This window comes from Lelliottia nimipressuralis (assembly GCF_004402045.1).
Taxonomy (GTDB): Bacteria; Pseudomonadota; Gammaproteobacteria; order Enterobacterales; family Enterobacteriaceae; genus Enterobacter; species Enterobacter chinensis.
Map to the genome: position 1 here is coordinate 46,264 of NZ_SOMG01000006.1, position 7,673 is coordinate 53,936.

At 53.5% G+C, this 7,673-nt stretch carries 9 protein-coding genes and 1 pseudogene; 7 read left to right on the forward strand and 3 right to left on the reverse strand.

All coding sequences use genetic code 11. From position 1 onward, the window contains the following. Positions 1–30 precede the first annotated feature (30 nt). Entirely contained in the window at positions 31–2,145 is a 2,115-nt protein-coding gene (locus E3U32_RS02330; protein WP_286164104.1) for a fimbria/pilus outer membrane usher protein, read from the forward strand. Positions 2,146–2,325: 180 nt separating this feature from the next. Next, positions 2,326–3,009 (forward strand): outer membrane protein, encoded by a 684-nt coding sequence (locus E3U32_RS02335; RefSeq protein WP_134347513.1) that lies wholly within the window; start codon positions 2,326–2,328, stop codon positions 3,007–3,009. Between the two features lie 276 nt (positions 3,010–3,285). Here the strand turns inward: E3U32_RS02335 and E3U32_RS02340 are convergent, their stop codons facing one another. Beyond that, positions 3,286–3,996 (reverse strand): hypothetical protein, encoded by a 711-nt coding sequence (locus E3U32_RS02340; protein ID WP_134347514.1) that lies wholly within the window; start codon positions 3,994–3,996, stop codon positions 3,286–3,288. A gap of 71 nt (positions 3,997–4,067) precedes the next feature. Between E3U32_RS02340 and E3U32_RS02345 the strand changes: the two genes are divergently transcribed. Further along, complete coding sequence (locus E3U32_RS02345) at positions 4,068–4,325, forward strand: hypothetical protein (protein ID WP_134347515.1); 258 nt, start codon at positions 4,068–4,070, stop codon at positions 4,323–4,325. Between the two features lie 30 nt (positions 4,326–4,355). Here the strand turns inward: E3U32_RS02345 and E3U32_RS02350 are convergent. Further along, positions 4,356–4,562 (reverse strand): annotated as a pseudogene (locus E3U32_RS02350) (site-specific integrase); the annotation flags it as partial. Then, positions 4,562–5,137: a phage repressor protein CI gene (locus E3U32_RS02355; RefSeq protein WP_134347521.1), complete on the reverse strand. Its 576-nt coding sequence runs from the start codon at positions 5,135–5,137 to the stop codon at positions 4,562–4,564. The pseudogene E3U32_RS02350 and the gene E3U32_RS02355, both read right to left, overlap by 1 nt. A 227-nt stretch (positions 5,138–5,364) precedes the next feature. Between E3U32_RS02355 and E3U32_RS02360 the strand changes: the two genes are divergently transcribed. The 4 genes from E3U32_RS02360 to E3U32_RS02375 all read left to right on the forward strand — a co-directional run. Beyond that, entirely contained in the window at positions 5,365–5,703 is a 339-nt protein-coding gene (locus E3U32_RS02360; RefSeq protein WP_042714015.1) for a DUF5347 domain-containing protein, read from the forward strand. Between the two features lie 68 nt (positions 5,704–5,771). Beyond that, the gene (locus E3U32_RS02365) at positions 5,772–5,999 is read left to right on the forward strand and encodes a DUF2732 family protein (protein ID WP_134347516.1); all 228 of its coding nucleotides are present in this window, start codon (positions 5,772–5,774) and stop codon (positions 5,997–5,999) included. Next, positions 5,999–6,220 carry a TraR/DksA family transcriptional regulator gene (locus E3U32_RS02370; RefSeq protein ID WP_134347517.1) on the forward strand — a complete coding sequence of 74 codons (222 nt, stop codon included), beginning with the start codon at positions 5,999–6,001 and terminating at the stop codon, positions 6,218–6,220. Before E3U32_RS02365 ends, E3U32_RS02370 begins: the two co-directional genes overlap by 1 nt. A 1-nt stretch (position 6,221) precedes the next feature. Beyond that, a partial coding sequence (locus E3U32_RS02375) for a replication endonuclease (protein ID WP_286164106.1) occupies positions 6,222–7,673 on the forward strand: 1,452 nt, incomplete at its 3' end.

Below are 7,673 nucleotides of genomic sequence, written 5' to 3' on the forward strand. Positions count from 1 at the left end.
CCTCTTCACCTTTTTGCGCTGCCTGCCATCATGACTCTACTCCGTCTTCTCTGTTTTATGCTGCTGTTCACTCTGGCAGAGAGCCGCGCGGCCCCTCAAAAGACGTGGGTGATCCTCAATAACCTCTACAAAGGGGCGATCTCGTTTGATGTATCTGCCTCCGGGCCTTGCCTCAGCCAGCCGCTGATGGAGGAGTGGGGCGTGCGTGACGCGGTGCTTGCGCGTCTGGTCTGGGATGCCAAAGGGTGCCTGACACCCCAGTCTGCCGAGCAGTTTAACCTCAAATACTGGTACCGCCCGCAAGCGCAACTGCTTACGCTCCTGTTCCCGACAGACGCCATTAGTCCGCAGCAGAATGGGGTCAGCACCAGCCGCTGGGATGATGGCATCAACGCACTGTTTATTAACTATCGTCTGGATGCGGATAACAGCCAGGCACAGTACGACTGGGAGCATTCCGGCACTGACGCCACGCTGAACCTGGACAATGGCCTTAACGTTGGGCCCTGGCGGCTGCGTTATCAAAACACCGTCTGGCGCGATAAAGAGGGGCAACACGGTTCGTACAGCAATGCGATGTCGCTCTGGCGTAGCATCACGCCGCTGCGTTCGCGGTTGACCTTTGGCGACGGCAATACGTCTTCAAATTTGTTCGACAGCCTGGCGTTTCGCGGTGCATCACTCGCCAGTGATGAGGCGATGTACCCCGATAGCTGGCGACCCTATTCACCCTGGATCAACGGCTATGCCCGCACCGAGGCCGAAGTCACCATTCATCAGAACGGCGTACGTGTTTACCGTATTCACGTCCCGCCCGGACCGTTTACCCTTCGCGATTTTTATCCGCCGGACCCAAACGGCAACCTGGAAATGACGATTCAGGAGAGCGACGGTACAGAGCGTACCCGTCTGCTGCCCTATTCCAGCATGCCCAATCTGGTGCATCAGGGACTCTTTAGCTATGAACTTGCTGCCGGACGTTATAAGCCTTTTCACGGTATCGACAGGGATAAGGACCGCTTCTGGCAGAGTACCTTCTCATGGGGGATTGCACCGCAGGTCACCGTTTTTGCCGGGCTACAGCAAGGAGAGCACTATTTCAGCCAGGTCGCGGGTTTCGGCGGTAACCTGGGGCTGTGGGGCGCGTTTTCCGGAGATGTCAGCGCGGCCCGCTATACGCAAGAGGCGGCGACGCTGCGCGGCAAGGTGTGGCGTGTGCGTTATGCCAAAGCGTTCTTCACGACCGAAACCAGCCTCACCGCTCAGCTCCAGTGGTATCCGCGTGGCGGGCATTACCGGTCGCTGGAAGAAAAAATCACGCGGGCGGAACTGCTGAGATACGGCTGGGACGATGACGTCACCCGGCGGGCGCTTCGCGGGCAACTGGAGCTTAACCAGAATCTTGCCGAGGACTCTAGCCTGAGCCTGTCGTGGCAATGGTTGAAGTCACGTGAACCTGACGCGGGCAACACGGGAACGACGCTGAGCCTGAATACGACCTTCCACAACGTGGATTTAAGCGTGTACGGCGTATACGAGCGCTACGGTAAAAACCCGAATGAAACCACTGTGGGTATCAACGTCAGTGTGCCTTTATCCCTTTGGGGGGCGACGAGTAATGTCGGCTATATCACCGAGCTCGCCAGCCGGGGGGAAGATAGCCATGGGGTGAATGTATACGGTTCAGCGTTAAGTGATTACAGCCTGCGTTACGATCTGCAGGCGACGCATACCGTTCACCGCGATGATGAGCTCTCTGCGAACCTGGGCTATCAGTACAACGCGGGCGAGCTGAATCTCAGTATGGTGCGCGGGGGAACGCGCCGCGATTATCATGCCGACACCAGCGGTAGCATTCTGGTCCACGCGGAAGGTGTGACGCTGGGCCAGCAACTCGGCAGCACGGCTGCGCTGGTGGACGTGCCAGGCTCGCCGGGAATGGGCTTCTATAACCAGTTTGGCTCCACAACCAATGTCAAAGGCGAGCTGCTGGTAAGTTACTTAACGCCATGGCGGGTGAACCGAATTACAGTCGATAGCCAGAGCTTGCCGGAAAATACCACGCTGGATGTGACGGAACTGGAAACGGTTCCGACCGATGGCGCAATTGTCCTGCTGCGTTTCCCACAACCGATAAGGCATTGAAAGTAAAAAGAACGGGATAAAAATTGAGACCAATCCCTACGTAAAATTACCAGGTAAAACGCGTATTCATCCGAATAGTTTGCCCTTTCGGGAGTGCTTATGCTTCGTCTCACTGACTATTTTTCCTGATATCGGCAGACGATTGTTCGCCGTGAGGAATGTTTTTTCAACGGAGTGTAGATGAACATGAAAGCTATTGTAGTCGCCCTGCCTGTCGTGATGATCCCGGCTACCGTTCTGGCGGCAAATACGGAAGAAGGGTATTACGGTTCGGCAAAATATCTGCAGATTGAACAGCGGGCCAAAGAGATGGATACCAGTTCCCGTCCGGGTGTCGGGCAGTTTGTGGGTGGTAAACAGAAAGAGCATTTAGGCGGCGCGGCTATTGCTGCTGGCTATCAGTTTGGCAACGGCTGGCGTACGGAAGGTGAATACACCTTTAAGCAGAAAACGGAATACACCAACGGTTCCAGCGCGTTCCCAAACGGTTTTGATCATCTTCAGACCGAAACTGAACGTCTGATGTTGAACGTCTATCGTGATTATGAGCTGGGCTACGGCGTCTCTGTTTACGGTACCGCAGGGCTTGGTGTGAGCAGGATTAAAGCAGGCGGCTGGCAGGGCAATCCTGGCCGTGAATACGGCTCGACGACGCAAAACAACCTGACTTACGCGTTAGGTGCAGGCGTAAGCTACACGCCGGTTGAGCGTTTGTATGTCGATCTGGGCTATCGCTATATCGATATGGGTAAGATCGAAAGCGGATATAACAACTATGCGAACATGCGTGGCTTAAAAGATGAGCAGATGAAGGCGCATATCGTCTCTAATGAATTTACCCTTGGCATGCGTTATGTCTTTTAACCTGTTGTAAGCGTCACTGCCTTAAAAACAGGGCCAACGCCGCGGGAGTGCGGGGTTGGCTTTTTTATTTCGTGCGTGTGGCATGTTGATTACCCGACCCAGATCAGAACCAACGATTATGTTTCACATAGAAATAGGTAACGATGATGATCCATGCCAGGGTAAGGATACCAAAATAGTCAGGGATGAAACGCGCGAACATATAAGCACCAGCAATGATAAGTGCTATAGGGATGTAATAAATATATGACTGCAGAAACCATAATATTGCTCGTTTCATCTTTTTAATAGCTCATATAAAGCGTCTCCGATTATTTCCTCATTGTTTCCACCTGATTCGATTTGATAAATTATTTTTGTCATTTGTGGTTCAATAAGAAAGTAAAGCATCTCAAGGTTTTGTTGATACAAGGACTGATAATACGCTGGGTCTTGGAATTTGAGCTTGTTAGCAGCTAATGCTGCTACCTGTGCTTTCGAATAGATGATGGCACCGTTAACATACATTGATGATAATGAATTGACCATTCTGATATGCGATTCATGAAAATCACCGCTACTGATTATCAGCTTTGCAATAGTTAAGGACAGCGCTAGTTTGCTAGATTTTTCTGCGTACTCATATGCCTTATCGCCTAATTCCTTTTTAAGAAATGCAGCGAGATTGTTACTCTTTTGCTCTCCGAGTCTTTTGAGAGTTTTCCGAAAGTAAATCTCAACCATATCAAGAGCAACATCGTTTCGATTATAGATTTCAGCAAGTGCCAATGCGAGTCGGCGGTCTTCATTTATTAGCTCACGACAGGCATTGCGGTAGTAATCGTCTGGTATCAAGCACGAACCATAGTTGATCATACGCTGTGTGCCAAGCTTCAGATTTTCGATAGTGCTCATATTAGTGGCTTGTATTTCTCGCAATGCTTTGGTTAGTGCCAGGGCCAGGTTTCTTTCTGATTGCAACTTCATTTTTGCATAGCCGCCTGCCATTGTAATTTCCCTTGTTGTAACATTACCCTGTCAATAATTGATCAGCATTGTCATAGGGGGCAAGGAAGATAATGAAAAAAAGCGGTAGAGTGTCAATTTATGTTTTGGTGGTTATTATTTTCTTTCTAACTATTCCGGAGATCGTTGTTCGTGTACTGACGCCGGAGCAGTTTGCTCGACTGAGTGATTTTACAAGCTTTGGTGGCCTGTTCAGTCATATCCTTTCTTTACTGATTTTCCTCGGTTTAGCTTCAATTCTGCTGGGCGTGCTCGCCATTTTTGTAACGAAGAAAATTTACCGATATTTAAAAGCTAATCAACAAAACTGACCGCACAATGCGGGCAGGCGAGGCGGAAGTTGAATGGGCATATTTACCCTTTAACCTCTTCTCCCCGTAGGGAGAAAACATCTGCGCATCAAAATCCCTCGCGAGCGGTTCGCCCATACACTCAAAGGCCAGAGCTTCGCCTTTGGTGGCGAATTTCTTTCTGATGCGCTTACTTTTGGCCCCGTTGGGGTAGATCTCGCAAAGCCAGCCACCGACAGGATTTTTACGGACCGCCATCAGTTTACCTCGCTGTAGACACCCACCACGCGACCCACCGTTTTTATCTCACCAATAACGCATTCAAATGGAATCTTTCCACCCGCAACGTGAAGTTTTTTCCCTGGCAGTAGCGTCAAATCGCGGATGCTGGTGGTGCCTTCAATCTCAACCAGCCACAGCCCATCGGTTAACGACGCGTCTTTTTCAACGAAGTGAAGTTTTCCCTCCGCCCGGACGGCGATGCCACGGGTGAGCTGCTTGCTGAAGAAATGGGAGTCGATGCTCAAAGTAGTATTTTCTTCCAGTCTACCATCACTAAGAGTGAATAGTGCAACAGTTAAGGGATCCCCTTGGGTTGGCTGACCTTCAAACTGCGCACCTTGCCCGGTCATCAGCCAGCGAAGGCTGGCACCGGTGTCCAGCGCGCACTGAACCGCAAAGTCGTAAGAGATGGTACCGCGCGCGTAGCGGTTCTGAAGCGAGCTGGCGGCGATATTAAAGTGCCGGGCCAGCTGGATTTTCTGCGTGAAACCATATACCTGACAGATTCTATCGAGTAACTCTTCATTATTCACTTGAGAATCTAAAATCAAAATATGTTCCTTTGAGTGTTTACTAATACTCATTTGGGTATTAATATCATTACAAATTCGGGCAATCAGCGGCAGACGTTGGCAAACAGAGGCTAATGATTGCAGACATTATCAAAATGGGAATCATGCAGCATGGCTTCTGAAATCGCAATCCTCAAACGGCGGAAAAAACCGTGCTGTGCCCGTTTTCACCGCATTAGCGTGCGTGAATTTACGCGAGGGGAGATATGGCGATAGAAGCTGCCCGTGCAAGGGTTCCACTTAGCGTGGGGGCTCGTCTTAGCGGGCTTAACCACGTCGCTGAGCTGCGCGCCCGATACGGGAGCGATAGCGGAAAAGAGCTGGCGCGGTTTATGGCTGAGCTGCGCGATAAACGCGATCCCTGTTTTGAGGAGAACAGCAGGGCGCTGGCCGCCATCTTTTTCCTGGCGAGATTACCCGTTGCCCGTCATGAGTGCGATATCAGCGAGCTGACGACCGAGGAGAAAAGGGCGCTGATTACCGCCATGAATCATTTTCGTGCTGTTGTGAGTTTATTTCCTGAACGGCTGACCATGCCGATGTAACCCAACCAAAAAACCAATGGCGTAAACCCGCCGGGCATTCTATTGCCTGAATTTAAGGAGAACGCGTGATGCGAAACAGTGAAAACCGCCCTTATCCGATCGGAAGTGAAGAACTGAAACGCCTGCTGATGGAGGCAAAAACGGAGGAACGATGCGCGCGAGCCCGCGCGGTCTCCCTGCGCCTGGAGGCACTGGCAAGCCAAATTTTTAAAACCGGCATGAGCGGAGAAGACGTTGCTGAACTGCTGTGCCACGAGGCGGCCCGCTACGAGCGTGAATCCCAGGAGCTGCACTGATGGCCGATTTTATCGATCTTGCGCAGGCGCGCGAGCAGGAAGACAGAGAGCGGCACATTAATCACGCCCGCAGACGGCCTGCATCGCCTTCGCGTTTCCTCTGCGAGGAGTGCGAGGCCCCGATACCGGAGGCACGCCGCATGGCGGTGCCCGGCGTGGCCCTGTGCGTCACCTGCCAGGAGATCGCGGAGATGAAAAATAAACACGTCCGGGGAGGATGAGTTGGCTACGTCATTTGCTTATCCGTGGAACGCTCCGCGGTCGGCCATTGCCAGCCCCTACCTCACCCATGCCCAACAGCAGCGCCGCGATCGCCTTTTCGCGGCGCTGCAGCAGGCAAGAATTGCCCTCTCACAGCAGCCTGACTGCGTGCGCGTTGACGTCTGGCGCACGGTCGACGCCCTCGAACAGCGTCGGGGCAGCCCGCAGGCCAATGCCTTTTTGATCCGCTTCTGCAACAGGATGCTGCCCCGCCTGCGGCAGGTCTCTGAACGCTATGCCTGCGCGGGCCTGCACAGCGCGGTTTCCCGGGCCGTGTTTGACGGCCATTTCGACACCCGGCTTCTGCAATACCTTGCCTCGCGGATGGTCGAGCTGGTTGCCCGCTATAACCGACTCCCGGATATGTCCCGCGCGGATATCGACCTGCTGGCCGCCGATATCGCCAGCTTTATTCGCGGCGAGCTGGCGAATATTAACGATGCTGACATGGGCGAATACCAGACGCTGTACGTCTGGTATCAGCGAGCCGGACTGATCGCCAGGCAGTTCAACGTGTCGCCTCCGCACTGGGAGCGGGTGTCGAAGTCGTTTTTCAACAAAGATGATGTTGCCGCGGCGGTGATCCGCATGTTTTCCGAGGCGTGGTGGCGCGGGCGTTTGCGTCGGGTCGCGGCTGCCTGGCGCGAGCATGTGCAGATTGCCCTCGGCAACGTCAGTAAAAAGAGAACGGCGTATGCGAGCAAGCGCTGCGTGACCGAGTGGCGCGAGCAGAAGCGCCGCACCCGCGAATTTCTCAAGGGCATGGAGCTGGAAGATGAAGAGGGTAACCGCATCAGCCTGATTGAAAAATACGATACCTCGGTGGCCAACCCGGCGATACGTCGCTGCGAACTGATGACCCGCATTCGCGGGTTTGAGAATATCTGCCAGGCGCTGGGCTATGTGGGTGAGTTCTATACCTTAACCGCGCCCGCGCAGTATCACGCGACCGTGAAATCGGGCTACCCCAACGCGAAGTGGAACGGGTCCAGCCCGGCGGAGACGCAAAGCTACTTCACCCGGCTGTGGGCGCGCATCCGCGCAAAGCTGCACCGGGAGGGGCGGCGTATTTTTGGTATCCGCGTCGCGGAACCCCATCACGACGGCACGCCCCATTGGCACATGCTGATGTTTATGCTGCCGGAAGATGTCGAATGCGTTCGCCGGATTATAGGGGATTACGCGCGGCAGGAGGATGCCGTTGAGCTGCAGAGCGAAAGCGCCAGACAGGCGCGCTTTCACGCGGAAGCGATCGATCCGCAGAAAGGCAGCGCTACCGGCTATATCGCCAAATACATCTCAAAGAATATCGACGGCTATGCGCTTGATGGCGAGACCCGGCGGAGACGCAAAGCTACTTCACCCGGCTGTGGGCGCGCATCCGCGCAAAGCTGCACCGGGAGGGGTGGTGCA